Origin of the sequence: Tsukamurella pseudospumae, from assembly GCF_001575195.1 — a bacterium.
GTDB classification, from domain to species: domain Bacteria; phylum Actinomycetota; class Actinomycetes; order Mycobacteriales; family Mycobacteriaceae; genus Tsukamurella; species Tsukamurella pseudospumae.
In genome coordinates, this window is the sequence record NZ_LSRF01000001.1 from 284442 (window position 1) to 311114 (window position 26673).

At 71.9% G+C, this 26673-nt stretch carries 23 protein-coding genes; 6 read left to right on the top strand and 17 right to left on the bottom strand.

The features are described from left to right. Positions 1–122: 122 nt before the first annotated feature. The 16 genes from pgeF to AXK60_RS01355 form a co-directional block, all read right to left on the bottom strand. Complete coding sequence (gene pgeF / locus AXK60_RS01280; protein ID WP_068569181.1) at positions 123–872, bottom strand: peptidoglycan editing factor PgeF; 750 nt, start codon at positions 870–872, stop codon at positions 123–125. 70 nt (positions 873–942) lie between these two features. Beyond that, positions 943–2106, bottom strand: a complete 1164-nt coding sequence (ftsZ, locus tag AXK60_RS01285; protein WP_068569182.1) for a cell division protein FtsZ — start codon at positions 2104–2106, stop codon at positions 943–945. 178 nt (positions 2107–2284) lie between these two features. Next, positions 2285–2989, bottom strand: coding sequence for a cell division protein FtsQ/DivIB (locus tag AXK60_RS01290; RefSeq protein ID WP_082777731.1), 705 nt, complete (start codon positions 2987–2989; stop codon positions 2285–2287). Continuing rightward, entirely contained in the window at positions 2986–4425 is a 1440-nt protein-coding gene (gene murC, locus AXK60_RS01295) for a UDP-N-acetylmuramate--L-alanine ligase (protein WP_068569883.1), read from the bottom strand. Before murC ends, AXK60_RS01290 begins: the two co-directional genes overlap by 4 nt. Before the next feature lie 44 nt (positions 4426–4469). Next, complete coding sequence (gene murG / locus AXK60_RS01300; RefSeq protein ID WP_068569184.1) at positions 4470–5573, bottom strand: undecaprenyldiphospho-muramoylpentapeptide beta-N-acetylglucosaminyltransferase; 1104 nt, start codon at positions 5571–5573, stop codon at positions 4470–4472. Beyond that, positions 5567–7273 carry a putative lipid II flippase FtsW gene (ftsW, locus tag AXK60_RS01305; RefSeq protein WP_068569185.1) on the bottom strand — a complete coding sequence of 569 codons (1707 nt, stop codon included), beginning with the start codon at positions 7271–7273 and terminating at the stop codon, positions 5567–5569. The genes murG and ftsW overlap by 7 nt, the downstream gene beginning before the upstream one ends. Further along, positions 7270–8784, bottom strand: coding sequence for a UDP-N-acetylmuramoyl-L-alanine--D-glutamate ligase (gene murD, locus AXK60_RS01310; RefSeq protein WP_068569186.1), 1515 nt, complete (start codon positions 8782–8784; stop codon positions 7270–7272). The genes ftsW and murD overlap by 4 nt, the downstream gene beginning before the upstream one ends. Before the next feature lie 3 nt (positions 8785–8787). Beyond that, positions 8788–9867: a phospho-N-acetylmuramoyl-pentapeptide-transferase gene (gene mraY / locus AXK60_RS01315; RefSeq protein WP_068569187.1), complete on the bottom strand. Its 1080-nt coding sequence runs from the start codon at positions 9865–9867 to the stop codon at positions 8788–8790. Then, positions 9864–11411: a UDP-N-acetylmuramoyl-tripeptide--D-alanyl-D-alanine ligase gene (locus AXK60_RS01320; protein ID WP_068569188.1), complete on the bottom strand. Its 1548-nt coding sequence runs from the start codon at positions 11409–11411 to the stop codon at positions 9864–9866. Before AXK60_RS01320 ends, mraY begins: the two co-directional genes overlap by 4 nt. Beyond that, a complete protein-coding gene (locus AXK60_RS01325; RefSeq protein WP_068569189.1) occupies positions 11408–12976 on the bottom strand; it encodes a UDP-N-acetylmuramoyl-L-alanyl-D-glutamate--2,6-diaminopimelate ligase in 1569 nt (522 codons plus the stop codon). The genes AXK60_RS01320 and AXK60_RS01325 overlap by 4 nt, the downstream gene beginning before the upstream one ends. Positions 12977–13000: 24 nt before the next feature. Beyond that, positions 13001–14836 (bottom strand): peptidoglycan D,D-transpeptidase FtsI family protein, encoded by a 1836-nt coding sequence (locus tag AXK60_RS01330; RefSeq protein WP_068569884.1) that lies wholly within the window; start codon positions 14834–14836, stop codon positions 13001–13003. A 128-nt stretch (positions 14837–14964) separates the two neighbouring features. Beyond that, positions 14965–15873, bottom strand: a complete 909-nt coding sequence (gene ftsL / locus AXK60_RS01335; protein ID WP_068569190.1) for a cell division protein FtsL — start codon at positions 15871–15873, stop codon at positions 14965–14967. Further along, positions 15870–16868, bottom strand: a complete 999-nt coding sequence (gene rsmH, locus AXK60_RS01340; protein ID WP_068569191.1) for a 16S rRNA (cytosine(1402)-N(4))-methyltransferase RsmH — start codon at positions 16866–16868, stop codon at positions 15870–15872. Before rsmH ends, ftsL begins: the two co-directional genes overlap by 4 nt. 192 nt (positions 16869–17060) lie before the next feature. Beyond that, complete coding sequence (gene mraZ, locus AXK60_RS01345; RefSeq protein WP_068569885.1) at positions 17061–17492, bottom strand: division/cell wall cluster transcriptional repressor MraZ; 432 nt, start codon at positions 17490–17492, stop codon at positions 17061–17063. 887 nt (positions 17493–18379) lie between these two features. Further along, a complete protein-coding gene (locus tag AXK60_RS01350) occupies positions 18380–18799 on the bottom strand; it encodes a DUF3040 domain-containing protein (protein ID WP_068569886.1) in 420 nt (139 codons plus the stop codon). Positions 18800–18904: 105 nt separating this feature from the next. Continuing rightward, complete coding sequence (locus AXK60_RS01355; RefSeq protein WP_068569192.1) at positions 18905–19318, bottom strand: SAV_6107 family HEPN domain-containing protein; 414 nt, start codon at positions 19316–19318, stop codon at positions 18905–18907. Between the two features lie 232 nt (positions 19319–19550). Here AXK60_RS01355 and AXK60_RS01360 point away from each other — a divergent pair, with 232 nt between their 5' ends. The 4 genes from AXK60_RS01360 to AXK60_RS01375 all read left to right on the top strand — a co-directional run bounded on the left by AXK60_RS01360 (position 19551) and on the right by AXK60_RS01375 (position 23482). Next, on the top strand, positions 19551–20183 hold the full coding sequence (locus tag AXK60_RS01360) for a GNAT family N-acetyltransferase (RefSeq protein ID WP_068569193.1): 633 nt from the start codon (positions 19551–19553) through the stop codon (positions 20181–20183). Further along, positions 20180–21757: a phytoene desaturase family protein gene (locus AXK60_RS01365; protein WP_068569194.1), complete on the top strand. Its 1578-nt coding sequence runs from the start codon at positions 20180–20182 to the stop codon at positions 21755–21757. The genes AXK60_RS01360 and AXK60_RS01365 overlap by 4 nt, the downstream gene beginning before the upstream one ends. Further along, positions 21754–22464: an LppM family (lipo)protein gene (locus AXK60_RS01370; protein WP_139057684.1), complete on the top strand. Its 711-nt coding sequence runs from the start codon at positions 21754–21756 to the stop codon at positions 22462–22464. The genes AXK60_RS01365 and AXK60_RS01370 overlap by 4 nt, the downstream gene beginning before the upstream one ends. A gap of 67 nt (positions 22465–22531) precedes the next feature. After that, on the top strand, positions 22532–23482 hold the full coding sequence (locus tag AXK60_RS01375; protein ID WP_068569196.1) for an alpha/beta hydrolase: 951 nt from the start codon (positions 22532–22534) through the stop codon (positions 23480–23482). Here AXK60_RS01375 and metF read toward each other — a convergent pair. Next, a complete protein-coding gene (metF, locus tag AXK60_RS01380; protein ID WP_244881016.1) occupies positions 23479–24351 on the bottom strand; it encodes a methylenetetrahydrofolate reductase [NAD(P)H] in 873 nt (290 codons plus the stop codon). The genes AXK60_RS01375 and metF overlap by 4 nt on opposite strands. An 83-nt stretch (positions 24352–24434) precedes the next feature. Here metF and AXK60_RS01385 point away from each other — a divergent pair, with 83 nt between their 5' ends. Beyond that, positions 24435–25523 carry a polyprenyl synthetase family protein gene (locus tag AXK60_RS01385; protein ID WP_068569198.1) on the top strand — a complete coding sequence of 363 codons (1089 nt, stop codon included), beginning with the start codon at positions 24435–24437 and terminating at the stop codon, positions 25521–25523. Positions 25524–25658: 135 nt separating this feature from the next. Next, complete coding sequence (locus AXK60_RS01390; RefSeq protein ID WP_068569199.1) at positions 25659–26654, top strand: ABC transporter substrate-binding protein; 996 nt, start codon at positions 25659–25661, stop codon at positions 26652–26654. Positions 26655–26673 lie beyond the last annotated feature (19 nt).

Sequence of the window (26673 nt, forward strand, 5' to 3'; positions counted from 1 at the left end):
TGACGGTTGTGACTGTCGTTATGGAAGTGAGATTAGTGGGCTGCACGCGCGAATCGCGGTTCCGACACGCACACACGCCGATCCGAATTCCATCGATGTGATTCGTCCGCCGCTTCCTCCGCTCAGGACCGGGCGTTCTCGTCGATCCAGATCACCGAGGCCAGACGCCCCGTGGGGGCGCCGCGCCGGTGCGAGAACAACGTGGGGTCCGAGATCGTGTCGCGCGGATCCTGCGCGACGGCGGTCACCCCGAGCCCCTGCAGCTGACGCCGGATTCCTGCGCGCAGGTCCAGCCCGGCGGTCCCCTTGTCCGTGCGGCACCGGCTGCCGGGCAGGTGCGCCTCGACGTCGGCGGCCATCGCAGCGGGCACCTCGTAGCTCGCGCCGCTCGCGGCCGGCCCGAGGAAGGCACCGATCCGCTCCGGCCGCGCGCCCAGCTCCACCATCGTCTCGACGACCTTCGGCACGATGCCGATCCGCGCGCCCACACGGCCCGCGTGCACGGCCGCCAACACGCCCGCCTCGTCGTCGGACAGCAGGACCGGCACACAGTCCGCGGTGAGCACCGCCAGGGCCAGCCCCGGCACCGTCGTCACGATCGCGTCGGTCGCCTCGACCGGCTCGGCCCGCGGACCGTCGACGACGGTGACGGTGCGGCTGTGGATCTGCTCCATCCACACCACGTGCCCCGGGGCGACACCGATCTCGCGCTCGAGGCGGAGTCGGTTCAGCGCGACGGCCGCAGGATCGTCGCCGACGTGGTCCCCGAGGTTGAAGGAGTCGTACGGGGCCTTCGAGGAGCCCCCCGCACGGGTGGTGGTCACCCGGCGGACCCGATTCGTGGCGACAGGAGTGTTCGCGGGATCAGTCATGTCCCAAGACTACTGACGGCGCCCCCGGACGAACCGGGAGCGCCGTCAGTGGCAGTGGTCACGTGGCCGGTCAGCGCCGGTTCTGCAGGAACGACGGGACGTCGAGATCGAAGTCGTCGTCCGAGCGGGACTCGCGGCCCCCGGGGGCCGCCGAGAACGGGTCGTTGGCGCGGGCCGGACGGGCTCCGAACGGGTTGCCCCGGCGCGCGTCCTCCGGCTCGGCGACAGCCGGCTGCTCGGGGGCCGTGTGCTGCCCACCGATGCGGGTCACGGGGCGGCGCGCCGGCGCGGCACCATCGAATCCCGCTGCGATCACGGTGATCCGCACCTCGTCGCCCAGGTTGTCGTCGATCACGGTGCCGAAGATGATGTTCGCGTCCTCGTGCGAGGCGCCCTGTACCAGCGAGGCGGCCTCGTTGATCTCGAACAGACCCAGGTCGCTGCCGCCCGCGATGGACATGAGCACGCCGTGCGCACCCTCCATCGAGGTCTCCAACAGCGGCGAGTTCACAGCGGCCTCGGCGGCCTTGATCGCACGCCCCTCGCCCCGCGCGGAGCCGATGCCCATGAGGGCGCTGCCCGCACCGGACATGACGCTCTTGACGTCCGCGAAGTCGACGTTGATCAGGCCCGGCGTGGTGATCAGGTCGGTGATGCCCTGGACTCCGTTGAGGAGCACCTCGTCGGCGCTCTTGAACGCATCCAGCGCCGAGACGTTGACGTCGCCCAGCTGCAGCAGCCGGTCGTTCGGGATCACGATCAGGGTGTCGCACGACTCGCGCAGCGAGCCGATACCGGTCTCCGCCTGCTTGCCTCGGCGGGCCCCCTCGAAGGTGAAGGGCCGGGTCACGACGCCGACGGTGAGCGCGCCGAGCTTGCGGGCGATGCTCGCGACCACGGGTGCGCCGCCGGTACCCGTGCCGCCGCCCTCGCCCGCGGTGACGAAGACCATGTCGGCGCCCTTGAGGAGCTCCTCGATCTCGTCCTTCGCGTCCTCGGCGGCCTTACGACCCACCTCGGGATCGGCGCCGGCGCCGAGGCCGCGGGTGGAGTCGCGACCCACGTCGAGCTTGACATCGGCGTCGCTCATGATGAGCGCCTGGGCGTCGGTGTTGATCGCGATGAACTCGACGCCCTTGAGCCCCTGCTCGATCATGCGGTTGACGGCGTTGACGCCGCCGCCGCCGATGCCGACGACCTTGATGACGGCGAGGTAGTTGTGCGCGGCGGTCATGTTTCGCCTTCCCCTGGGTGTGAAGTCTGTGCTTCGAGACGAACCCTAAACCTCAACAGAAGGCTTAAAGTTATGTCAAGTAGTTGGTCTGAAACCAAGGTAGAGGGCGGTACGTCACTTGACTCGTAACCGCGCGGGCGTGTCGGGAAAAACGTTCTCGGTGAGCGGAAGAGCACACTCAGCGGGTGGTCGGCATGTCCGGATCGATCACGGTGAACTCGCGCCCGGGACGGGTGAGCACCATGCGCAGCGCCGCCGTCTTGGCATCGGCGCGCTCGTCGTCGCCCCAGTACACGATCCGCTTGTCGCGGAGCACGAACCGCACGTTCGCGGGCGAGTTCGCACCGATCTCGACGACCTGCCCGTGCAGGTCCGGCGGCAGTTCCTTGAGGACCGCGATCGCCGCCTTGGTGGACGGATCGTCGGAGCGCGGATCGTCGACGGTGAGCTTGGGCGTGAGGATGGGCGGCTCCCCCACCTTGATGAAGGGCACCCCCTTGGCGTCGACGAGCACCGTGCCGGCGGGCCGCTGGGCGTAGGCCACGACCTCGCGCTCGGTGACCTCGACGACCAGCGTCGACGGATACGACACCGTCACCGTGGCGCGGTCGATCCACGGGCTGACGCCGATCACCTTCGCGGCGTAGTCGTCGCGCTGGGCGGAGGTGATCTGCAGCAGCGGACGCCCCTTGAGCGGCTCCACCACCTTCGCGACCTCGTCGGCCGGCGCGTTCGTCGCGCCGGTGACCGACACATCGCGAGCCGAGAGGATCGGCGAGAAGTACGCGGCGGCCACGAGGCCGCCCGCGACCACCAGCGCGAGCAGGATCAGCAGCAGCCGCCGCAGCCCCGGCACGCGCCTGCGCGTCGCGACATCACTCACGCGCCCGCCTCGGCGCCGCGCTGCGCCAGCGCGGTCAGGATCGACGGTGCCTGCATCGTCACGTCGCCGGCGCCCATGGTGATCACCACGTCGCCCGGCCGCGTGAGGCCGACGACCACGTCCGCGACATCGGCCTGCCGCGGCACGTACCGCACGGACGCCGTGACCTTCTCGGCGATCCGCGCGCCCGTGACGCCGGGCAGCGGGTCCTCGCGGGCGCCGTAGACGTCGAGCACCACGACCTCGTCCGCGAGACTCAGAGCCTCCGCGAACTCGGCGGCGAACTGCTCGGTGCGCGAGTACAGGTGCGGCTGGAAAGCGACGACGACGCGGCCCGGCTCGACCTGCTTGGTCACCATCTCCGCCGCGGCGGTGAGGACGGCCCGCACCTCGGTCGGGTGGTGCGCGTAGTCGTCGAACACGCGGACGCCACCAGTCGTGCCGCGCAGCTGGAAACGCCGGTGCACGCCGCCGAAGGCCTCGATGCCCTCGATCACCGTGGCGGCGGGGTACCCCATGCTCACGACCGCGATCGTGGCGGCGATCGCGTTGAGCGCCATGTGCCGCCCGGGGACCGACAGCAGGAGCGCCCGCTCCACGATCCGGCGGTTCTCATCGGAGAAGCGCACCTTGAGCATGCCGCCCTCGGCGCGCGGCTTGTAGTCCAGCAGCTCCGCGATGAGCGTCACGTCCGGCGCCAGGTCGCGGTGAGTGCCCGCGCCGTATCCGAGCACGCGCACGCCCCGGGCGCGCAGGGCGGCGTGCGTGCGCTGCGCGAGCGCCGCCGAGCCCGGGTCGTCCAGGCACACGACCAGCGTGCCGCCGGGACGGATCCGCTCGGTGAACGCGTCGAAGACCGCGACGTATTTCTCCTCGGAACCGAAGAAGTCCAGGTGGTCCGCCTCGACATTGGTGATCACCACGACATCGGGCGAGTACTGCAGCAGCGAGCCGTCAGACTCGTCCGCCTCGGCGACGAACGCGTCGCCGGTGCCGTGGAAGGCGTTCGTTCCGGACTCGTTGAGCTCACCGCCGACGGCGAACGACGGATTGGCGCCGCAATGCTGCAGCCCCACGACCGCCATCGAGGTGGTGGAGGTCTTGCCGTGCGTGCCGCTCACCAGCAGCGTGCGGTAACCGTCCATGAGGTCGGCGAGGACCTCGGGCCGCAGGATCACGGGGATGCCGCGCCGCGCCGCCTCGACGAGCTCGGGGTTGTCCTTGGGGATCGCGGCATGGGTGGTCACCACCACCGTCGGGCCGCCGGGCAGCAGATCGAGCGCCTCGGGGCTGTGGCCCACCTGGACCTGAGCGCCGCGGGCGCGCAGCGCGATCACCCCGCGCGACTCCTTGGCATCGGAGCCCGACACCTGGCCGCCGCGGGAGAGCAGGATCCGCGCGATGCCGGACATCCCGGCCCCGCCGATGCCCACCATGTGGACGCGCTCCAGACGCTCGGGCAGTGCCCCGGTGGTCTCGCTCACGACTTCCGCCTCTCCTGTGCCAGTGCGATCGCCGCGGCGGCGACGGTGCCCGCGGCGTCCCGGTGCCCGAGGCCGGCCGCGGCCGCGCCCATCGCGGCGAGCCGCTCACCGTCGACCGCGAGCGGGATCACCATCTCGCGCACCAGCTCCGGGGTGAACGCGGCATCGTCGACGAGCACTCCCCCGCCGGCCTCGACGACCGGCTTCGCGTTGAGCGCCTGCTCGCCGTTGCCGTGCGCGAGCGGGACGTACACCGCGGGCAGCCCGACGGCGGCGACCTCGGCCACCGTCATCGCCCCGGACCGGCACACGGCGAGGTCCGCGGCGGCGTACGCGAGGTCCATGCGGGACAGGTAGGGCACGGCGACGTAGCCGGGCACTCCGTCCGGCCCGAGGTCCAGGGAGTTCTTGGGGCCGTAGGCGTGCAGCACGCCGACGCCGGCGCCCGCGAGGTCGCGGGCCGCGCCCGCGACACCGTCGTTGAGCCGGACGGCGCCCTGGCTGCCGCCGAAGACGAGGACGACGGGGCCGTCGGCCGGCAGCCCGAAGTGGGCACGTGCCTCGGCCCGCAGGGCCGCGCGATCGAGGCCGGTGATGGAGGCACGGACAGGCATGCCCACGACCTCGGCCGCGACGCCCGAACCGGGAACCGCGGCGAAGACCCGCGTGGCGAGCTTCGCGCCCACCTTGTTCGCGACCCCGGCACTCGCGTTGGCCTCGTGGATGACGATCGGCAGCCGCAGGCTTCGCGCGGCGAAGTAGGCGGGCAGCGCGACATAGCCGCCGAAGCCGACGACGACCTCGGCGCCGGTCGCGCGCAGCACCTTCCGCGTGCGCCGGACCGCGCCGGCGAGCCGGAAGGGCAGCTTGGCGAGATCCGCGCCGGGCTTGCGGGGCAACGGGACCGGCGGGATCATCTCGAGCGGGTAGCCGCGCTCGGGGACGAGGCGGCCCTCGAGCCCCTTGGGGGTCCCGAGGGCGGTCACGACGGCGTCGGGCTGCTGGGCGCGCACCGCATCGGCGACCGCCAGGGCGGGTTCGATGTGTCCTGCGGTGCCACCTCCGGCCACCACCACCGAGACCGCTCGAGTATTCACCACGCCCGTCTGCCCTTTTCCTGTCCTCGGCGCCGCTGCTGCTGCGCGTTCCGATCACGCCCGGCGCGATCGCCGCGCCAGGGCTCCGTCGTCCGGCCCTGCGACCGGATCGGCGGGAGCTCCCGCCGCGGCCCCTGCCGCCGGCTCAGGTTCTCATCACCGTACGGGTGTCGATCGTACGGCGACGGTGCCGCCGGTTGCGAAGGCCCACGTCGGGCGGGTGCGGGACGGCCCTGCCGGGGCGCGGGGCCGCGCCCGGCCGGTCGGGCCGGGGCCGGGCGCTCCGCGCGCGGCGGGATGTACGGCAGCGGCCGGGGCAGCCGGAGCAGGCGGCCCGTGCGGCTCTCGCGGCCGCCCGCGAGCGCGGCGATGGCCTCGGGCTCGTGCCGCGCGGCGTTGGCGAGCAGGCCCATCATGAACAGCACGAGGATCACCGAGTTGCCGCCCGCGGAGAGCAGGGGCAGCTGGATGCCGGTGACCGGGAGCAGGCCGACGACGTAGCCCATGTTGATGATCGCCTGCAGGGCGATCAGCGTGGTGATCGTGGCGGCCATCAGGCGCAGGAAGGGATCCGACACCCGGCTCGCGATCCGCATGCCGACCCAGGTGAGCACGCCGAACATGAGGATGACCACACCCGCGCCGAGGTAGCCCAGTTCCTCGCCGATGATGGCGAAGATGAAGTCGTTGTGCGCGTTCGGGAGGTAGCTCCACTTGGCGGTGGAGTTGCCCAGCCCCACCCCGAACAGCCCACCGTCCGCGAGGGAGTAGCGGGCCTGGTTGGACTGGTAGCTGGCGCCGAGCGCATCGTCGGTGCGGCCGAGCCACGCCGCGACGCGGGCGGAGCGGTAGCCCTCGGCGAGCGCGAAGAACACGCCGAGCAGCGTGAACACGACGATGAGCGACGCGATCAGCTTCGACGAGAGGCCCGCGTAGAACAGCAGCATCGCGCCCACGGCGACGATGATCATGGCGGTCGACTGGTTGGGCTCGGCGACCACCAGCGCGGCCATGAGCACCACGACCGGCCCGAGCGGCAGCAGCAGCTCCTTGATGTTGCCCTTGCGCCCGCGATCGGCGAGCAGGTGGGCGCCCCACAGGATCAGCGCGACCTTCGCGATCTCCGAGGGCTGCAGCGTGAAACCGCCCACGTCGATCCAGCGGCGCGCGCCGCCGACCTTCGAGCCGACACCGGGCACGAGGACCGCGACGAGGAGCGCGATCGAGATGAGGACGCTGCCGAGCGCCACGCGGCGCAACAGCGCCGGGCGCAAGTAGAGCGCGACCATGAAGGCGACGACGCCGAGGCCGACGTAGATGAGCTGGCTGAAGAACTTGCTGTACGGCGAGCCCGTCGCGCTGATGTCCTCGACCGAGGACGCCGAGAGCACCATGATCAGGCCCATCACCGTGAGCACGGCCGTCAGGCCGAGCACGAGGTGGAAGGACGCGAGCGGGCGGCGCAGCGCCGTCGCGAACCCGATCGCCGTGTTGCGCAGCAGGGACGCGCCGCCGCGTGCGACATCGGCGCCGGTCCGCGCCGCGGCGGCCCCGCGGGCACCGGCCGTTCCGAGAGCGCTCGTCGCCGCGGCCGTCTCCTGGGGCTGCGCGTCGAACTCGGTGCTCTCGGGGGCGTTCAGCGTGCCGGACTCGAGGTCGGCGTGAGTAGCGGAGCTGGTGGCGGCCTTACCGGCCCTGCTCACGATGCCGTCCCGAGGGCCCGGGCGGAGGCCGCGAAGGCGTCGCCGCGGTGGCCGTAGGAGGCGAACATGTCGAGCGACGCCGCCGCCGGCGCGAGCAGCACCACGGGCGCCGGGAGCGCAGCGAGCGGGCCCGATGCAGCGGAGGGGGCGGCGGCACCGTCGTTCAGTGCGGCCTCGGCGATCCGCGCGGCCTCGACGACGACTGCGGCCATCACCGCATCCGCATCGCCGGACACTCGTACATCGACTGCACCAGACGTCCCTACAGAACGGCTTGCATCATTAGTCACAGGAGACACACGAACATCGTCGCCCGAAGACACCCGAACCACGGGGACATCGGGCGCGTGTCGCGCGAGTGAACCCGCGATTTCGTCCCGGTCCACGCCGAGCAGCACCGCTCCCACGAGCCGCGGTGCCACGCGCTCCACGAGCGGCGCGATGTCCGCGCCCTTGAGCTGGCCGCCCGCGACCCATACGACGCGCTCGTGCGCCTCGATCGAGTTGAGCGCGGCGTGCGGGTTGGTCGCCTTCGAGTCGTCGATGTAGGTCACGCCCCGCACCTGCGCCACGGGCTCCGCGCGATGCGCGCCCACCCGGAACGCTGCGAGGGCCTCCCCCGCCTGCCCGGCGGTCACGCCGACGGCCTGCGCCAGCGCGGTCGCCGCGAGAGCGTCCGCGATACCCGCGGGCCCGGGCGGCGAGACCGCCGTGGCGGGCAGGATCGCGAGCCCGGCACCGTCGACCAGGTTCCCGGCGCGCACGCCGTACTGCCCCGGCCCCGGCTCGCCGGTGGTGAACCCGACGGTGACCGCCCCGCCCAGGCCCGAGGCGACCGGGTCGTCGAGACCGATCACGGCGAGCTCGCCGGACAGGGCACGCGCCTTGTCGGCCGTGTACGCGGCCATCGAGCCGTGCCAATCGAGGTGGTCGTCCGCGACGTTGAGCACGACGCCCGCGCGGGGGCGCACCGACGGTGCCCAGTGCAGCTGGAAGGACGACAGTTCGACGGCGAGCACCCGCGGGTCCGCGGGGTCGGCGAGCGCGTCGATCACGGGGCGGCCGATGTTGCCGCAGGCGACGGCCCGCAGTCCCGCGCGCAGCAGGATCGACTCGAGCATCTGCGTGGTGGTGGTCTTGCCGTTCGTGCCGGTCACGACGAGCCAGTCGCGCGGGGCGCCGAACGCGCCCGCGCGGTCGATCCACCAGGCCAGCTCGACATCGCCGATCACGGGAATCCCCGCGGCCTCGGCGGCCACGACCACGGGCGCGGTGGGCCGGAAGCCGGGCGCGACGACGACGAGGGCGTAGCCGGACGGGTCGTGGCCGTCGAGATCGGCGACGACGATGCCCGGCACCTCGGCCGCGATCTTCGCCCGGGCCTCCGGCTTGCCGTCGGCGACGGTGACGGTCGCCCCGAGCCGGAGCAGGGCGCGGGCGACCGCGGGGCCGGTGACCCCGCCCCCGGCGACCAGGACCGCGGTACCCGGCCCGGGAAGAGCGCCGGTCATCCGCTAGCCGACCGCGCCGGAGCCGAGGAACTCGGCGTAGAACAGCACCAGGCCGAGGCCGCAGGCGATGGCGGTGAGCAACCAGAACCGGATGATCACGGTGGTCTCGGCCCAGCCGGAGAGCTCGAAGTGGTGGTGGAAGGGCGCCATCCGGAACACGCGGCGGCCCGTCGACCGGAAGACCGCGATCTGGACGACCACCGACACCATCTCGGCGACGAACAGGGCGCCGAGGACGACGGCGAGCAGCTCGGTACGGGTGGTGATCGACAGCCCGGCGAGCAGGCCGCCCAGCATGAGCGAGCCGGTGTCGCCCATGAAGATCTTGGCGGGCGCGGCGTTCCACCAGAGGAAGCCGAGGCACGCGCCGCCCGCGGCGACCGCGATGAGCGCGAGGTCGAGCGGGTCGCGCACGTCGTAGCAGCCGGCGACCTGCTTGGTCTCGCACGCGTAGCGGTACTGCCAGAAGCTGATGAGCACGTAGCTGCCGAGCACCATCGCCATCGAGCCGGCGGCGAGGCCGTCGAGGCCGTCGGTGAAGTTCACCGCGTTCGACCACGCCGCCACGACGAACCAGCAGAAGACGACGAACACGATCGCGTACATCGAGATCGTGTTGATGTCGCGGGTGTAGCTGAGGAACTCGCTGGCCGGGCGCACGCCGTTGGCGTTGGGGAACTGCAGCACCAGCACGCCGAAGATCACCGCGGCGATGGTCTGGCCGACGGTCTTCGCGGTCTTGTTCAGGCCCAGGTTGCGCTGCTTGCGGACCTTGATGAAGTCGTCGAGGAAGCCGACGATCGCGAGCGAGGTCGCCAGGCCGAGCACCAGCAGGCCCGACGCGCTCGGGCCCGGGCCGGACTTCCAGCCCAGCAGGTGCGCCCCCAGGTAGCCGGCCCACAGCGCGACGACGATCGCGACGCCGCCCATGGACGGCGTGCCGCGCTTCTTCTGATGGCTCTGCGGCCCCTCGACGCGGATCTCCTGGCCGAAGCCCTGCCGGGAGAAGACCCGGATCAGCACGGGTGTGAGCAGGATCGCCACGGCCAGCGAGATGCCGCCCGCGAACAGGATCTGGATCACTTCGGTGACTCCCCGTTCTCGTGTTCATCGACTCGGTGTTCATCGGTGCGCGGGCCGGCCGTGCCCAGGTGCTCGGCGACCTCCCACATCTTCTCGGACTTCGATGCCTTCACCAAAACCAGGTCCCCCGGCTGCAGCTCGGCGCGCAGCCGTTCCACGGCGTCCTCGCGGGTGTCGACGCGGATCGCCTCGCTCCCCCACGAGCCCTCCATGACCGCGCCCTGCCACAGCGCGTGCACGGCGCGCGAGGTACCGACGCAGATCGTCGAGGTGATGTCGAGCCGCACCAGGAACCGGCCGAGCCGGTCGTGCTCGACGATCGAATCGTCGCCGAGCTCACCCATCTCTCCGAGCACCGCGAAGGTGCGGCGCCGCTCGCGACCGGGCAGGCGCTCGCCGGCCTCGTCGTGCTCGGACATGAGCACGAGGCTGCGCAGCGCGGCGCGCATCGCGTCGGGGTTGGCGTTGTAGGTGTCGTTGACGACGGTGACCCCGTCCTCCGTCGTGAAGACGTCCATCCGGCGCGGGGAAGCGGCGCCGGCGCCCGAGAGCGCCTCGGCGACCTGCTCGACGCTCGCGCCGCATTCGAGGCCGACGGCCGCGGCGGCCAGCGCGTTGTGCACCTGGTGCTCGCCGTGCACCTTGAGCGCCACGGGCGCGGCCCCGCCACCGGGGGCGCGCAGGGTGAAGCAGGCACGGGCGGTGCCGTCGACGGTGACGTCCTCCGCGGCGACGTCCGCGTCCGCGGTCCCGTACCGCACGATGCGTGCGATCGTCCGGGAGGCCATCGCGGCGACGACCGCATCGTCGGCGTTGAGAACCGCCAGACCCTCCGCGGGCAGCGCCTCGACCAGCTCGCCCTTCGCCTGCGCGATGGCCTCGCGGCTGCCGAACTCGCCGAGGTGCGCGGTGCCGACGTTGAGCTCGACGCCGATCCGCGGCGGCGCGACCCGTGCCAGCGCGGCCACGTGGCCGATGCCGCGGGCCGACATCTCCAACACGAGGAACCGCGTCGACGCGGTCGCCCGCAGAGCGGTCCACGGATGGCCGATCTCGTTGTTGAAGGACCCGGGCGGCGCGACCGTCTCGCCGAGCGGTCGCAGCACCGCCGCGATGAGGTCCTTGGTCGAGGTCTTGCCGGCGGAGCCGGTGACCCCCACGACGGTGAGCCCGTCGGCAGCGAGGGTCTTCGTGCAGTACGCGGCGAGGTCGCCGAGTGCCTTCAGGACCGCGGCACCGGCGCCGTCGACGTCGTTCTCCAGCGCCATCACGCGGTTGTCGGTCTCGCCCGAGACGGGGACGACGATCGCGGGGACGCCGACGGGGCGGGCGCCGAGCACGACCACCGCACCCTTCTCGACAGCCGTCGCGGCGAACTCGTGACCGTCCACGCGGGCGCCGGGCAGCGCGAGGAACAGGCCGCCGGGGCCGATCTCGCGGGAGTCGAATTCGACGGTGCCCGTGACCAGCGCCTCCGGGTCGGGCACGTCGTGCAGGGTGCCGCCGACGATGTCGGCGACCTGCCGCAATGTCAATTCGATCATGCGTGCTCCCCCGATGCCCGGGTCTCGAGCGCGGCGGCGACCTCGTCGCGGTCGTCGAAGGGGTGCTTGACGCCGTTGATCTCCTGGCCCGCCTCGTGGCCCTTGCCGGCGATGAGTACGACATCGCCGGTGCGGGCCCAGTTCACGGCCTCCACGATGGCGGCGCGGCGGTCGCCCACCTCGCGCACCTCACCGCCGCCGGGCACGGCGCGCGCGCCCGCCAGCACGGCCGCGCGGATGGCGGCCGGGTCCTCGGTCCGCGGGTTGTCGTCGGTGACGATCACCAGCTCGGCGGCGCGCGCGGCCGCCTCGCCCATGAGCGGGCGCTTACCACGGTCGCGGTCGCCACCGGCGCCGACGACCACCACGATGCGGCCAGCGGTCTGGCCGCGCAGCGTCGCGATCACCGCGTCGAGCGCGGCGGGCTTGTGGGCGTAGTCCACGACGGCGAGGAAGTCCTGGCCGCGGTCGATGCGCTGTACGCGGCCGGGCACGGCGACGGCGCCGATCCCGCGGATCGCATCGGCGAGCGGCACGCCGGCCTCGTGGGCGATGACCAGCGCCAGCGCGGCGTTGGCCACGTTGTACGCGCCGGGCAGCCCGACGACCGCGGAGTAGCTCTGCCCGTCCGGGCCGCTGAGAGTGAACCGCTGCGTGCCGTCCGCGTGCGCGGCGACCTCGCCGGCGGTCCAGTCCGCCGGTCCGGTGGTGGCGACGGTGACCAGCGGCAGCCCGGCCGCGCGGCGCAGGTCCGCCATCCGCACGCCCCACTCGTCGTCGACGCAGATCACCGCTCGGTCGCACACGGTCTGCGGCGCCGCGTCACCGGGAATGAAGAGCAGCGACTTGGCAGCGAAGTAGTCCTCCATCGTCGGGTGGTAGTCCAAATGGTCCTGGCTGAGATTGGTGAACGCGCCCACCGCGAACCGGCTACCGCCCGCGCGGTTCTGCGCGAGCGCGTGCGAGCTGACCTCCATCACGGCCGCGGTCACGCCGCGCTCGACCATGGAGGCGAACAGGCCCTGCAGCGCGGTGCCCTCGGGCGTGGTCAGCGAGCTCGGCACGTCGACGCCGTCGATCCGCGTGCCGACGGTGCCGATCAGCCCCGTCGGATGCCCGCCCGCGGCGAGCGCCGCCTCGACCAGGAAACTCGTGGTCGTCTTCCCGGAGGTACCGGTGATCCCGACGAGCGTCATCCGGCTCGACGGTGCGCCGTACACCACCGCCGCGACCGGCCCGAGGACCGTCCGGGGGTCGTCGTGCAGCAGGACGGGCACGTCGATGCCGTCCTGTGCGAGGAGCGCGGCACCGTCGGGATCGGTGAGGACCGCGACGGCCCCGGCCTCGATCGCCCCGGCGGCGAACCGCGCGCCGTGCGTGGCGGTGCCGGGCACCGCGCAGAACAGATCTCCCGGCCGGGCGTCCTGGGCGCGGACCGTCGCCCCGGTCAGGCGCACGCCGTCGGCATCACGCCCGCCGGCGCTGACGCCCGCGACCTGCGCGGCGACCTCGGCGGGCGTGGCTCCGCGCGGATGGGCGGGACGAGTGAGAGTCGATTCGGGCACCGATAGATCCTACCCGCCGGTTAACTACTTACCGGCCACCAGCGTCAACGGCTTGGCCGCCGGCGAGAGCGGGATGCCGTACTTCTGCAGCATGAAGGTCGCTATGTCGTGGAACAGCGGCGCCGCCGACTGCCCGCCCGTGCCGTCCGAACTGCGGGTGGGAGCGTCCATCATGATCCCCACGACGAACCGCGGGTCGTTGGTCGGGGCCACGCCCGCGAAGGTGATGTTGTACAGCGAGTTCGAGTAGGCGTGCGTCACCGGGTCGACCTGCTGCGCGGTACCGGTCTTGCCGCTGATCTGGTAACCCTCGACCGCGCCCGGCGCACCGGTGCCCTGCTGGTAGCCCATGGGGTCGCGCTGCAGCGCGGCGCGGAACATGTCGAGCACCGTCCTGGCCGTCTCGGGGCTCATGACCCGGACCGGCTCGGCGGCGGTCGCCGGGTCGGCGGCACCGTCGACCTCCTTGATGATGCGCGGCGGGATGCGGACCCCGTCGTTGGCGAGCGCCTGGTACATGCCCGCCATCTGCAGCACCGTCATGGACAGGCCCTGGCCGATGGGCAGGTTGGCGAACGTGCCGCCCGACCACTGATTGCGAGCGGGGACCTCGCCGCCGGACTCGCCGGGCAGGCCCACGCCGGTGGCACTGCCGAGGCCGAACCGGTTGACGTAGTCGGCGAAGGCGTCCTCGCCGACGCGCTGCGCCAGCATCAGGGTGCCGACATTGGAGGACTTACCGAACACGCCCGTCGTGGTGTACGGCTCGACGCCGTGCGCCCAGGCGTCCTTGACCGTGACGCCTGCCATCCGGATCTGGCCGGGGACCTGCAGCACCTCGCCCGGCGTGGTCTTGGCCCCGTCGATCGCGGCGACGGCGGTGATCAACTTGTTCACCGACCCGGGCTCGAAGGGCGTGGTCACGGCGAGGTTGCCGGTGCGCGCCGACTTCGGGTTGTTGTTCACGCCCAGCGACGGATTGAAGGTGTTGTCCACACCCATGGCGAGCACCTGGCCGGTCTTCGCGTCGAGTACCACGGCCTGCACGCTCTTCGCGCCGGACTTGGCCTTGGCCTGCGCCACCGCCTGCTGCACGAAGAACTGCACGTCGTTGTCGAGCGTCAGCACGACACGGGCGCCGTTCGCGGCCGGATGGACGTCGCGCGTGCTGCCGGGGATGACGGCACCGTCGGACCCGCGGTCGTAGGTGCGCGAGCCGTCCGTGCCCGCGAGGATCGAGTCCAGGGAGGACTCGAGGCCGATGAGCCCCTGCCCCTCGAAACCGGTGGTGCCCACGATGTTCGCCGCGAGTGAGCCGCCGGGGTAGTTGCGGATCGACTGCCGCTCGGCGCCGACCTCGGCGTACTCGTCCGTGATCGCCGATGCCTTGGCGGGATCGACGCCGCGGGCGAGGTAGACGAAGGTGTCGTTGCCGCGCATCTGCTCGAGCAGCTTCTGCTCGTTCACCGAATCACCCAGCACGGACACGATCTTCTTGGCGATCTCCTGCAACCGGTCGTCGACGGTGACGGGCTCGTCGGTCTTCGCCGCGTCGCCGCCCTCCTTCTTCGCCTCGACGGCCTTGTCGTACTTCTCCTGGATCTGCTTGCGCACGATCACCGGCTGGAAGGTGAGCGACTTCGCCTCCATGGTGAAGGCGATCGGCTGACCCGAGCGGTCGGTGATGGAGCCGCGGACCGCCGGCAGCACCTCCTTGACCTGGCGCTGGCTCGCGGCCTTGGCCGACAGTGTCGGCGCCTGCACGAACTGGACGACGCCCAGCCATACCGCGATCACGGCGAACACGGCGACGATCACCCAGCCGCCGATCCGGTTGCGGCTGAGGAAGGTCGTGGACACCTCGGGGGCGCGGCCGCCCTTGACGCGGGCGCGCGCCGACTGGTGTCCGGCCTTCGGGGCCGCCGCCGCGCGCGGCGTGCCGGTGCGGGCCGCGGGCCGCGTCTTCGTCGGCGGGCGCTGGGCGCGGGTCACCGGGGCGTTCCCTGGGCCGGCGCCTGCTGGGCCGGGGTCGGCGCGGCCTGCGTGGGCGCGGCCTGCGCGGGAGTCGGTGCGGGCGCGGGAGTCGGTGCGGGCGCGGGGTTCTGGCCCTGCGCGGGGGTCTGCGGAGCCGTCGACGGTGCGCTCGTCGGCGCGTTCGCGACGGTCGGGCTGCCGGGGTTCATGGTGACCAATTGTTCCCCGCCGGCCGGTGCGGGCCCGGGATTCCCGGCGACCGGCGTGCCGGATCCGTCGGACGTGGCGCCACTGGGATCGCCCGAGGTCGGTGCGGGCGGGTTGAGCGCCGGCTTGGCCACGCCGGTGGCGGGCGCGGGCTTGCCGACCACGACGACCTTGCCGTTCGGCTGCCCGACCAGCACCGGCACGTTGCCCGCGGGGACCATGCCGAGGGCCGTGGCCCGCTCGGCCAGGCCGGGCGCACTCTCCCCCGACTTCACGTCGCGCTCGAGCGCGGCCTTCTTCTCCGCGAGCGTGTTGTTGACGGCCTCGCGCTTGCTGAGGTCGTAGGAGTTCTCGGCGCTGCCGGTCGAGAGCCACAGCGTCAGACCGAGTCCCGCGCAGACGAGGGCGATCAGCGCCAGCACGAAGGGCACACGGCGCACGAGGACGCGCGGCGTGGGCAGCTTCGACATCAGCCCGGCGGAGTCCGCGCCGTCGCGGTGTCGCCGCAGCGCCCGCTCGGCCGGGGTCTCGCGGAGGGTGCCGCCCGCGTCGAGGACCGCGCGCTGCTGATCGAGCCGCTTCTGCCGCCGGTCGAGCGCCCGCTGCGCCGAGCTCGACCGCGGCCGAGAGGTGTCGCGGCCGTCCCGTCGCGCCGGGGCGCGGCGGGTCCGGGTGTCCGGGGTCGACGGTGCCTGGGTCGCGTTCGGTGCGGTCATCGCGCGCTCCTCGTGCTGCGGGTCCGGTGGTCGGGGGTGTCGAGGCGGCGGGCGGCGCGCAGGCGCACCGGCGCCGCCCGTTGGTTCTCGGCGATCTCGTCGTCGGTGGCGCGCTCGGCGCCGCGGGTGAGGAGCTCGAAGGTCGCGCCGGTGCCAGGCAGGTCCATCGGCAGCCCCGCCGGGGTCGTCGAGCGGATGCGTTCGGCCAGTGCCGATTTGACGATGCGATCCTCGAGCGACTGGTAGCTCAGGAAGACGACGCGACCGTCCGGGGCGAGCGCGTCGAGCGCCTGCGGGACCGCGGCCTCGAGCGACGCGAGCTCGGCGTTCACCTCGATCCGCAGCGCCTGGAAGGTGCGCTTGGCGGGATGACCGCCGGTACGGCGCGCGGGCGCGGGGATCGTCGCGTAGAGCAGCTCGACGAGGCGCCCACTGGTGCTGAAGGGTTCCTTCTCGCGCTCCTTGAGGACGGCGGAGGCGATCTTGCCCGCGAACCGCTCGTCGCCGTAGCGCTGCAGGATCCGCGCGAGATCGCCGTGCGAGTAGGTGTTGAGCACGTCCGCCGCGGTGAGTGGATCCTCGGCGTTCATCCGCATGTCGAGCGGCGCGTCGACCGAATAGGCGAAGCCGCGCTCGACGCGGTCGAGCTGCATGGAGGACACACCCAGGTCGAACAGGATCGCCTGGACGCCGGGGCGGCCCGGGCCGCTCATGCCGAGTTCGCCGAGCGCGTCGGCCATGCCGTCGTACCGGGTGTGGACCGGGATGAACCGGTCGCCGAACCGCGCGAGGCGATCGCCCGCGATGGCGTGCGCGTCGGCGTCCCGGTCGAGGCCGACGACGCGGATGTTCGGGAAGGATTCGAGCATGAGCTCGGAGTGGCCGCCGGCACCGAGTGTGGCGTCGACGTAGACGGCACCGTCGTGCTGTAGAGCCGGAGCGAGGAGCTCGCGTACCCGGGTCGCCAGGACCGGCACGTGACCGAAATCGGGCATGGCTCCTCCAGAGCACGACGGGGATTGGCGATGGGCGGTGCTGTGGCGATGAGTTCCGGCGGATGAAGCGGGGTCCCCGCCCGACCCGTACCTGGCGTTGGGGAAGTACGTCAGGGCCGATTCGGGCGCAGGCCTCGGTCCACCTCGTCGCGGACGTGCGCTGCTGTGCTGCTACGGGTTGTGGTGCGCGACCTAGAAGATCGCCTTGAGCGATTCCGACTGCGGCTGCGCGTAGTCGTCTTCGTGCTGCGCCTGGTAGGCGTCCCACGCCTCCGCGTCCCAGATCTCCAGGAACCTCCGCGATCCGACGACGACGCATTCCTTGGTGAGGCCTGCGTAGCGGCGGTGATCGGTCGAGAGCGAGATCCGACCCTGGGAGTCGGGACGCTGATCGTCCGAGCTGGCGAAGAAGTTGCGGTAGAAGGCGCGTCCCGCGGGGTCGGTCCATTCGATGGCATCGGCCTTCTCGGCGATGCGCTCGAACTCCGCCTTCGGGTACACCGTGAGGCTTCGATCCTGTCCTTTCGTGATCGTGAGCCCACCCGCCAGTTCCTCGCGGTACTTCGCGGGGAGGGTGAGCCGTCCCTTGTCGTCGAGCTTCGGCGTGTAGGTACCCGTGAACATCACGGCCACCTCCCGCCTCCCCCGTCGGGGTTGTCACTGGATCGAGACTTCAGACTAGCGCGTCTTTCTCCAGTGCGCCCCACATTACCCCACCATGCGCCACTTTCAACCACATCAGGGCGCGTTTCGCGGCGCTTTCTCAGAATCGTGGCAGGTCAGACCTGTGGCGAGAAGTGGGGGACGCAGCTCCACCCGGCGCGTCGGACTTCGTCACACCTGTCCGCAGGTCGCAACCACAGCGATCTATGTGACTGTTGAGGCGTGACTGAGCGCGGTGAGACCGCCCGTGGGGAGAAGTGGGGAAACAGGGTGGGGAGAAGTGGGGAGACGCGGTCCGACCGGCCTCCCGCGGGGATTTCTCACTCGGTATCGGGTTGCAAACCGATGTGGAGGAGGAGAACCCCGCGGGAAGGTCAGACCGTCAGACCGGCGGCACGGGGACGGTAGGGCGACACGGGGCCGGCGGCAGGAGGCCGGCGGGGGGCGGGCGCGGATGCCTTCCTCGGACGCCGGCCGTCCCCCGCGCGACACCGAATCCCCCACCCCGCGGCTCGTCCCCCACCGGACGCCGGGCGTTTCATAAGGGAGGCGTCGTCCCCCACGCGGCGCCGTCATCCCCCACGCCACGCCGCCACCCCACGGGAAGCCGGATTCCCCTCAGAAGCGGCGACCGGCTCCGTCGACGAAAGCCGGACGTCGTGCCGCTGGAGCAGCCCACGCCGTGAGTCCACGGCTCAGCTGCACGGGAAGCCGGATTCGGCCTCGTGTGCGTTTGAGCCGTGGATTCACAGCGGGAGCCCGCCCGGGCAGGCGACGCGCGTTTCGCTCAGGGCGCAACGAAAAAGCCGCCGACCATCGGTCGGCGGCTTCGTTTCGTACGATTCAGCTCACGGGAAACGGCGGCGGAAGCGCTCTTCCATGCGGGCGACGAAGGACTGACCCGACGCACGGGCCCCCTTCACACCGCGCCCGCGACCGGACGGCGCACGGACGGAACCGTCCTCACCGACGGTGCCGCGCGGCCCCTTGGTGGACGGCCCCGACCACAGGGCGTAGATCACGGAGCCGAACATCAGCAGGAAGCCGATGAGGCCGACGATCACGGTGTACTCGACCTTGGGCAGCAACATTCCTGCGATGAGCAGCATCAGTCCGACCGCGAAACCGATCGCGGCGAACACGCGACGCTTGCCCGAAGCGCCGCCGAACCGGCCGCCGCGTACGTTCGACGCGAACTTCGGGTCCTCGGCATAGAGCGCGCTCTCGATCTGGTCGAGCATGCGCTGTTCGTGCTCGGAGAGTGGCACGTTCCCCTCCTTCAGCACTCATGGGGTCCAACTCCTGGCTCCATGATACGAGGCTTGCGAGCACACGACCACCATCCACCGAACAATTAGCGCCCACTGTGAGATTTATGCGGCGCGACTCAGGTCCGACTCGACGGAATTCAGGAAGCTCTGCACGCGGCCGTGCAGCACGGCCACCTCCTCGGCACTGACGGTGCGCGCCGTGGTCTCCAGCGCGGCGACCACACCGGACACCGAGGTGAAGTAGGCGACCCATTCCGCGTACCCCGGAGCGGCCTTCGCGAGCCGCAGCCACGCGTTGCGCGTGGGGCGGCGCACGCCCGTCTCCCGCTCCGCCAGGAGAGCGGCCGCGCCGCGCAACGCGGCGTGGTAGATCTCGCGGTACTGATCGGCGGGCGCCGGCGAGCCGCCGGCGCGGGCGAGGAACTGGTCCGCACGGTCCAGGATCCGGGCCGCGCCCGACTCCCCGACGCGCCGGCGGGACCCGACGTGATCGATCCGCGCTTTCGATTCGACCATGACCTTCCTCCTGCTCCGTGAACCTTTTCGCTGCTACCTCTGTGTTGTACCGGACGGGACTGACACGTAACGCTTCCCTCGTTCCGCGCCAGCCCCGCCGGATGGACCGGGACCGACGTACCCGCCCCGGCGCCAGAACATGCGCGCCAATCCGATGGTCCGTGATCGAACAATCATTCGATCACTTCTAATATAGCGTGAGTGTCCGACACGTCAAGGGAAAGGTCGATCCGTGAGCGCAGTGATCCCGCAGGCCCCACGGATCCACGCTCTCTCCCCCCACGACGCCACGTTGTGGCTGCCCGCGGCCCTGCAGATCTACGTGGCGGCCATGGACTACCCGGCGGGAACGGAGGCGCACCGTCTGCCGATGTGGCGCGAACACCTGAACCGCCCCGGGTACGCCGCGTTCGGCGCCGTCCAGGCGCTCCCCACGGCCGACGGGCGCCCCGTCGACCATCTCGTCGGCATCGCCTACGGCTACAGCGGCGCGGGTGACCAGTGGTGGAACCGCCAGCTCCGCGTGGGCCTGCGCCAGCGCGGCCTGCCCCCCGCCGGGATCGAGGCCGTGGCCGGCGACTACTTCGAGCTGACCGAGCTGCACGTGCATCCGGCGGCTCAGGGCCACGGGATCGGCAACGCGCTGCTCACCGCGCTCCTCACGGGCCGCCCTGAGCCGCGGGTCCTGCTCTCCACGCCGGAGGTCGCCGCCGAGCAGAACCGGGCCTGGAAGCTCTACCGCCGCACCGGCTTCTACGACGTGCTGCGGGACTTCCGATTCTCCGGCGACCCGCGCCCGTTCGCGGTCCTCGGCCACGATCTGCCCTTCGTCGCTCCCCCGCCCTTCACCGCACCCGCACGATGACCGCCCAGGTCGACGTCGCGGTCGTCGGCTCCGGCCACAACGCGCTGGTCGGCGCCGCGTACCTGGCGGCGCAGGGCCGCTCCGTCACGGTCTTCGAGGCCGACACGGTGCCGGGCGGCGCGGTCAGCACCGTCGAGCGGTTCCCGGGCCACCGCGTGGATCGCGGCTCGTCGGCGCACCTGATGTTCCGGCACACCGGGATCGCCGAGGAGCTCGATCTCGCGGCACACGGCCTGCGCTACCTCGACTGCGACCCGTGGGCGTTCGCGCCCACGCCACCCGGTTCCACCGCGCCGGCGATCGTCTTCCGCCGGGATCTCGACGCGACCGCGGAGTCCATCGCCGCGGCGTGCGGGGCGCGGGAGGCGGCGGCGTACCGTCGGTTCGTCGTGGACTGGACGCCGCGCGCGAGGGCGACCATGGCCGCGTTCGGGGCGTCCCCCACCGCGCCGCGGCTCGGCCGCGCCTTCTGGCCCACCAAGGGCCGCACGAGCATCACCCAGATGTCCCGCACCTACCTCGCCTCCGGCGACCAGCTGCTGGACGAGTACTTCGACGACGAGCGGCTCAAGGCGGCGCTCGCCTGGTTCGGCGCGCAGTCCGGACCGGCGATGAGCGAGCCGGGCACGGCCCCGATGGTCGGCTTCGCCGCCCTCATGCACACGCTTCCGCCCGGCCGCGCCGTCGGCGGCAGCGGCGCACTCACCGCGGCCCTGATCTCCCGCCTGACGTCCGACGGGGGCACCGTCGCCCTCGGGACGCCCGTCCGGGCCCTTCGCCGGTCCGGTAGGGAGTGGGAGGTCACCGTCGCCGGGCCCGACGGTGCGCGGACCGTCCGGGCCCGCACCGTGCTCGCCGGCTGCCACGTCCTGACCACCCTGGATCTGCTGGCCCGCGGCGGCTACGACGCCGGGCGGATCGCGGCGTGGCGCCGCAGTATTCAGGTGGGCCCCGGCGTGGGGATGGTGCTGCGGCTCGGCACGACGGCACCGCCCGCGTTCGACGGGGTGCCGCTCGCCGATCAGGCCGGGCTCGGCCTGCTCACCGCCGACCGCGGCCACCTGGCCCGCGCCCGCGGCGACATGCTGGCCGGGGATGCGCCCCGTCGGCCCGCGGTGCTGGCGATGACCTTCTCGGGCCTGGACCCGTCGATCGCACCCCCGGGCCGGCACAACACCACCCTGTGGGCCCAGTGGTATCCCTATGCACTCGGGGAGGGCGCCTGGGCCGACGTGGCGGAGCGCGAGGCGGACCGGATCGTCGCGGAGACGGAGCGCTGGGCGCCCGGGTTCGCGGACACCGTCGAGCACCGGTACGTGCAGACCCCGGCGAGCCTGGAGAGCGAGCTCGGCCTGCTCGGCGGGAACGTCATGCACGTCGAGATGGCGCTGCACAACATGCTGCTCTTCCGGCCGGTCCCGGAGCTCGCCGGCGGCCGGGTCCCCGGGGCGCCGGGCCTGGCGCTGGCGGGCGCGTCGATGCATCCCGGTGGCGGCGTGAACGGATCCAGCGGGCGGATCGCGGCGCGGCTGCTCGCCCGCGACCTGGGGCACCTGGCACGATGGCGACCGTGACTCTCCGAAGGATGCTCGCGGCGCTGGCGGTACTACTGCTCGTCGCCGCCCCCGCCGCGTGCTCGAGCCCGGGCCCCGGCGACCGGATGTCCGGCAAGATCGTCGCCGCGCAGACTCCGGCGTCGAACGCCGAGGGGCCGCAGCTGGCCGCGCCCGGCGAGCTGCGCGGCCTCGCGGAGGTCAAGGCGTACGACTCGAACGGCAAAGTCGGCACCCAGATGATCTTCACGACCATCACCTTCGGCCAGTTCAACCAGCTGGGCGAGGTGGTCTCACAGGCCTTCGACACGTCGGCGGCCTCGATCAAGATGCGGGTGCAGCGCACGGGCAGCGCCGTCGTCCTCTCCGGCACGGCGGACCTGTCGTCCCTGGCCCCGAACTCCGCGGTGATCGTCGTACAGCTGCAGTTCCCCGGCCCCGTCACCGCCACGAACGGCCAGCAGGAGGCCGACGACCTGGTGACCTGGACCCTCAACGCCGGTACCTCCGCGTCCTTGACCGCCGAGGCCGAGTACGCGGATCCCTCGATCGCGTCGTTCACGGAGTGGGCGTGGATCACCGCACTGGTCGCCTTCCTCGCGGCCGCGGTCGTGGCAGCGGTGGCCTACGTCCGCCGCGACCGCAGTCCCAAGCCGGGGCAGGAATCGGCCGAGCCCGAGTCGCTCATCGAACTCCCGCAGTGGCTGCGCGAGAAGCTCAAGCGCTGACCGCGGCCCACTCACAGAAAACAGCAGACCTTGCACGTGCCGTGCAAGATGGTGAACCATCGTGGTCATGAACTACGCCGACCAGTCCGCCTGGCGGACCATCCAGGGCTTCCTCCCGCCGGCGTACCGGCTCACGCCCGCGACCGAGCCGGTCGAGGAGTGGTGGGAGCACGACGGCCACCGGATCCACCTCGACACCTACCGCGACCCCGACGCGGCGGTGAAGGTGATCCTGCTGCACGGCGTGGGCACCAACGGCCGTCAGATGTCGACGATCCTCGGCCGGCCGCTCGCCGAGCGCGGCTTCGAGACCATCGCGATAGACATGCCCACCTACGGCGTCACCGAGGTCGCGCCGGGCGCGCTCGTCACCTACGACGACTGGGTGCGCATCGGCTCGGACCTCGTCGACGCCGAGCTCGCGAAGGACGACCGGCCGATCGTGCTGTACGGCCTGTCGGCGGGCGGCATGGAGACCTACCACGTCGCGTCGGTCAACGGGCGGGTCAGCGGCATCGTCGGGATGACCTTCCTCGACCAGCAGTCGGCGAAGGTCCGGCGCGACACCGCCTTCGACCCCGTCACCGGCAGCCTCGGCGCACCGGTCATGAAGGCCCTCGCGCGGACCCCGCTGCGCGGCGCACGGGTGCCGATGAAGCTGGTCAGCAAGATGCGCGCGCTGGTCAACGACCGCGCCGCGAAGCGCGCCTGCTACGCGGACCGCACCTCGGCGGGCAATCTGGTGACGGTGGCGTTCCTCGACTCGTACCTGAACTTCCGGCCCGCGGTCGCGCCCGAGGACTTCGACGTCTGCCCGGTGCTGCTGACGCAGCCCGCCGCGGACCGGTGGACCCCGCTGGCGCTCTCCGCGCCCTTCCTGGATCGCATCACCCGTGTCTCCGTGGCGACGGTGCTCCTGGAGAACGCCGGGCACTACCCGCTCGAGCAGCCCGGCCTCGACCGGATGGTGGAGGCGGTCGCCGCGTTCGCGGCGGACGCGCCCCGGGCCGGGACCTAGACGCCGACCGGCAGCATCGAGAGGTTCTCCAGGACCTCCGAGGTGGCCTTGGCGAAGTTCAGGGTGCAGAAGTGCAGCGCCGGCGCGCCCTCGGCGATGAGCCGCTCCCCCATCCGGGTGGCGATCTCGATGCCGGCGGCGCGCACGGCGGCGCGGTTCTCCTCCGGGCCGTCGCCGGCGGCGGCGCGCAGCTCGGCGCGCATCGCATCCGGAATCTTCGCGTTCGACAGCTCCGCCATGCGCGAGACCGACTTCAGCGAGGTGATCGGCATGATGCCGGGGATCAGCGGCTTGGCGCCCTGCTCCGGATCGAAGGCCGTCACGGCATCCCGCAGCCGCAGGTAGTCGTCGACGTCGAAGAACATCTGGGTGATCGAATAATCAGCGCCGGCCCGCAGCTTGTTCGCGAAGTACCGGATGTCGGACTCCTGGTCCGGCGAGCGGTGGTGCCCCTCGGGGAAGGACGCCACGCCCACGTGGAAGTCACCCAGCTCGCGCACCAGCTCGACCACCTCGCTGGCGTACTTGAGCCCCTGCGGGTGCCGCACCCAGCGCCCCAGCGGGTCGCCGGGCGGGTCGCCGCGCAGCACGAGCACGTTGCGCACGTCCCGGTCCGCGTACGCTCCCATGAGGGCACGCAGTTCCGTGATGCTGTGGTTCACGGCGGTCAGGTGCGCCACGGGCAGCAGCGTCGTCGTCTCGGCGATCTCGCCGGTCACCCGCACCGTGCGGTCCCGCGTCGAGCCGCCCGCGCCGTAGGTCATCGACACGAACGCCGGGTCCATCCGCTCGAAGGTCCGGACGGCGCGCCACAGCCGGGCCTCGCCCTCCTCGTCCCGCGGCGGCATGAACTCGACCGAGAACGGCATTCGCCCGCTCGCGCGCACGGCGTCGAGGCGGTCGAGTACGGTCCGGCTTTGTTCGGTCACGCTTTAAGAATAGGTTTGCCGGTATGACGCTGCCCGTCGCCCCGCCCCGGACCGCCCTCGCCGATATCGCGGCGGCCGTTCAGCCGCAGCTCGAAACCTTCCTCGAAGAGCGCCGTGACCTGGTCGAACCCGTCGGTCCGGTGTTCGCGGAGGCCACCGCCGGCCTGGCGCGTTTCGTTTTGCGCGGCGGTAAGCGAATTCGCCCCGCCTTCGCCTGGACGGGGTGGCTGGCGGGCGGCGGGCGGCCCGACGGTGCCGTGGCCGAGGCGGCACTGCGGGCCTGTTCCTCTCTGGAGTTCGTGCAGGCGTGCGCACTCATCCACGACGACATCATCGACGCCTCGCTCACCCGCCGCGGCTACCCCACGACCCACCGCGAGTTCGCGCAGGTGCACGCCGAGCGGGGCTGGTCCGGATCGTCGGAGAAGTTCGGGGAGGCGACGGCGATCCTGCTCGGCGACCTGGCGCTGGCGTGGGCCGACGACATGTTCCTCGGGGCCGGCCTCGAGCCCGAGCGGTACCTGCGCGCGGCGCGCGCCTGGGCCGCGATGCGCACCGAGGTGCTCGGCGGCCAGCTGCTCGACATCGTGAGCGAGGCCGCCCGCGACGAGTCGGCCGACGCGGCCGAACGCGTGGTGCGGTTCAAGACGGCGGGTTACACCGTCGAGCGGCCGCTGCACGTGGGCGCCGCCCTGGCCGGCGCCTCCGACGAGACGATCGCCGCACTGCGCGCCATCGGCGTCGACATCGGCGTGGCCTTCCAGCTGCGCGACGATCTGCTGGGCGCTTTCGGCGACCCCGCGGTCACCGGCAAGCCCTCGGGCGACGACCTGCGCTCCGGTAAGCACACGCCGATGCTCGCGCACGCCCTGGCGACCGGCGGCGGCGCCGCGGACGAGCTCCGCGGCCTGGTCGGCACCGACCTCGACGATGCGGGCGTCGAGCGCGCCCGCGCGGCGCTCCGGGCGACGGGGGCACCGTCGGCCATGCAGGCGCGGGTCGAGGAGCTGACGGCCCGGGCCACCTCCGCCATCGCGCAGGCCCCCATCGCCGACGGTGCGCGACCGGTCCTGGCCCGGCTCGCCGCCGTGCTCGTCGACCGCGCCGCCTGACTCCTCCCGCTACCTTCGCGACCCCGGGTTAGGCAAACCTAGCCACCCCTGGGTATGGTTCCGTTTACCTAAGAGCCTTTACCAACGGCTTACGGTCACCGTCGTGAAGCACCAGCGAGAAGGAGTCACCCCCGCATGTTCACCCGCTCCCGCAAGGCCGCGCCCGTCGCGGCTGCGCTGATGGCCGCGAGCCTCGTGTTCGCCGGCTGCTCCACCACCAGCGCCGACGACGACAAGCCCGCCGCATCGGGCGAGAAGATCACCGTCAGCACCAACAAGGGTGACGTGCAGGTCCCGAAGAACCCGAAGCGCGTGGTCGTCCTCGACAACACGAGCGCGGAGACCGTCAAGGCCCTCGGCATCACCCCCGTCGCGATCCCCAAGGGCCTGTTCGCCAAGAGCGTTCTGGGCGACTGGATCTCGAACCAGGACGTCAAGGACACCGGCACCCACGCCGAGCCGAAGTTCGATGTGATCGAGGACGTCAAGCCCGACCTGATCATCGGCGGCTACCGCTTCGCCAAGTCCGAGGGCGACATCAAGAAGATCGCTGAGAAGACCGGTGCGGCGTTCATCGACATCGCCGCCGAGGACGGCGCGCCCAAGGGCCGCGTCGAGACCATGCGCAGCTCGACCATCACGCTGGGCAAGATCTTCGGCAAGGACGAGCAGGCGCAGCAGATCGTCGCCGACTTCGACAAGAACCTCGAGGCGGCGAAGGCGCAGGCCACCGGTCAGAGCGTGTTCCTCTCGATCGTCAACGGCGGCAAGATCGACAACGGCGCCAAGCGCATGCAGCCCTTCATCGCCCCGCTGAACCTCAAGGACGTGTTCGCGGGCCAGGCCGGCGACCACCACCAGAACTCGGGCCTGACGCCCGAGGCGATCGCCCAGGCCAACCCGCAGTGGGTCATCGTCATGGACCGCGACGCCGCCGTCCCGCCGACCGACGGCAGCAAGCCGCAGACGGCCGCCGAGACCTTCAAGGCGCAACAGGCCTTCGCAGGCGTCGAGTTCCAGCAGAAGGACCGGATCTTCTACCTGGACAACGACTTCTACCTCCGCGAGGGCATCCAGAACTACGGCGAGAACTACGCAGCACTGGCGAAGGCCATCGCCGCCAAGAAGTGACGGCGACCCATACCGCAGC

Coding starts and splice junctions, on each gene's coding strand:
- pgeF (WP_068569181.1), bottom strand. CDS start 872: ATGACTGATCCCGCGAACACTCCTGTCGCCACGAATCGGGTCCGCCGG.
- ftsZ (WP_068569182.1), bottom strand. CDS start 2,106: ATGACCGCCGCGCACAACTACCTCGCCGTCATCAAGGTCGTCGGCATC.
- murC (WP_068569883.1), bottom strand. CDS start 4,425: ATGGTGGGCATCGGCGGGGCCGGGATGTCCGGCATCGCGCGGATCCTG.
- murD (WP_068569186.1), bottom strand. CDS start 8,784: ATGACCGGCGCTCTTCCCGGGCCGGGTACCGCGGTCCTGGTCGCCGGG.
- AXK60_RS01320 (WP_068569188.1), bottom strand. CDS start 11,411: ATGATCGAATTGACATTGCGGCAGGTCGCCGACATCGTCGGCGGCACC.
- ftsL (WP_068569190.1), bottom strand. CDS start 15,873: ATGACCGCACCGAACGCGACCCAGGCACCGTCGACCCCGGACACCCGG.
- rsmH (WP_068569191.1), bottom strand. CDS start 16,868: ATGCCCGATTTCGGTCACGTGCCGGTCCTGGCGACCCGGGTACGCGAG.
- mraZ (WP_068569885.1), bottom strand. CDS start 17,492: ATGTTCACGGGTACCTACACGCCGAAGCTCGACGACAAGGGACGGCTC.
- AXK60_RS01355 (WP_068569192.1), bottom strand. CDS start 19,318: ATGGTCGAATCGAAAGCGCGGATCGATCACGTCGGGTCCCGCCGGCGC.
- AXK60_RS01365 (WP_068569194.1), top strand. CDS start 20,180: ATGACCGCCCAGGTCGACGTCGCGGTCGTCGGCTCCGGCCACAACGCG.
- AXK60_RS01375 (WP_068569196.1), top strand. CDS start 22,532: ATGAACTACGCCGACCAGTCCGCCTGGCGGACCATCCAGGGCTTCCTC.
- metF (WP_244881016.1), bottom strand. CDS start 24,351: ATGCCGTTCTCGGTCGAGTTCATGCCGCCGCGGGACGAGGAGGGCGAG.
- AXK60_RS01385 (WP_068569198.1), top strand. CDS start 24,435: ATGACGCTGCCCGTCGCCCCGCCCCGGACCGCCCTCGCCGATATCGCG.
- AXK60_RS01390 (WP_068569199.1), top strand. CDS start 25,659: ATGTTCACCCGCTCCCGCAAGGCCGCGCCCGTCGCGGCTGCGCTGATG.